This window comes from Paraburkholderia sp. BR10872, from assembly GCF_040965835.1.
Taxonomy (GTDB): domain Bacteria; phylum Pseudomonadota; class Gammaproteobacteria; order Burkholderiales; family Burkholderiaceae; genus Paraburkholderia; species Paraburkholderia nodosa_A.
Genome location: NZ_JBFRCN010000198.1, coordinates 1 through 255 on the forward strand (window position 1 = coordinate 1; position 255 = coordinate 255).

A 255-nucleotide genomic window follows, 5' to 3' on the forward strand; every position below is an offset into this window, starting at 1 on the left:
GGCAGATTCCCAAAGTGCTCTGGAATCATCTTGGCGCGCAACTCGCAGTCGATCCACCCGATCTCGGCACGCTGCGCACGCTGTACGAAACGCGGGCTCGCACGCTGATTGATCATCAGGTTCTCGCATATCAGGCGCTTGGATTCCGGCCGATGGCCGAGCACCAGCGCCGGTATGTCGTGCGCTGGCTGAAAGAACGCCTGACAGGTCGGCCCGACCGCGGTGACTTGCTTTACGAATTGAAACGCTGGCTCT

General features: G+C 60.4%; 1 protein-coding gene. It reads left to right on the forward strand.

Annotation, left to right across the window (positions count from 1 at the left end; all coding sequences use genetic code 11):
- Window positions 1–255: DUF4158 domain-containing protein (locus tag AB4Y43_RS40675; protein WP_368730311.1), on the forward strand; the 255-nt coding region annotated here is incomplete at both ends.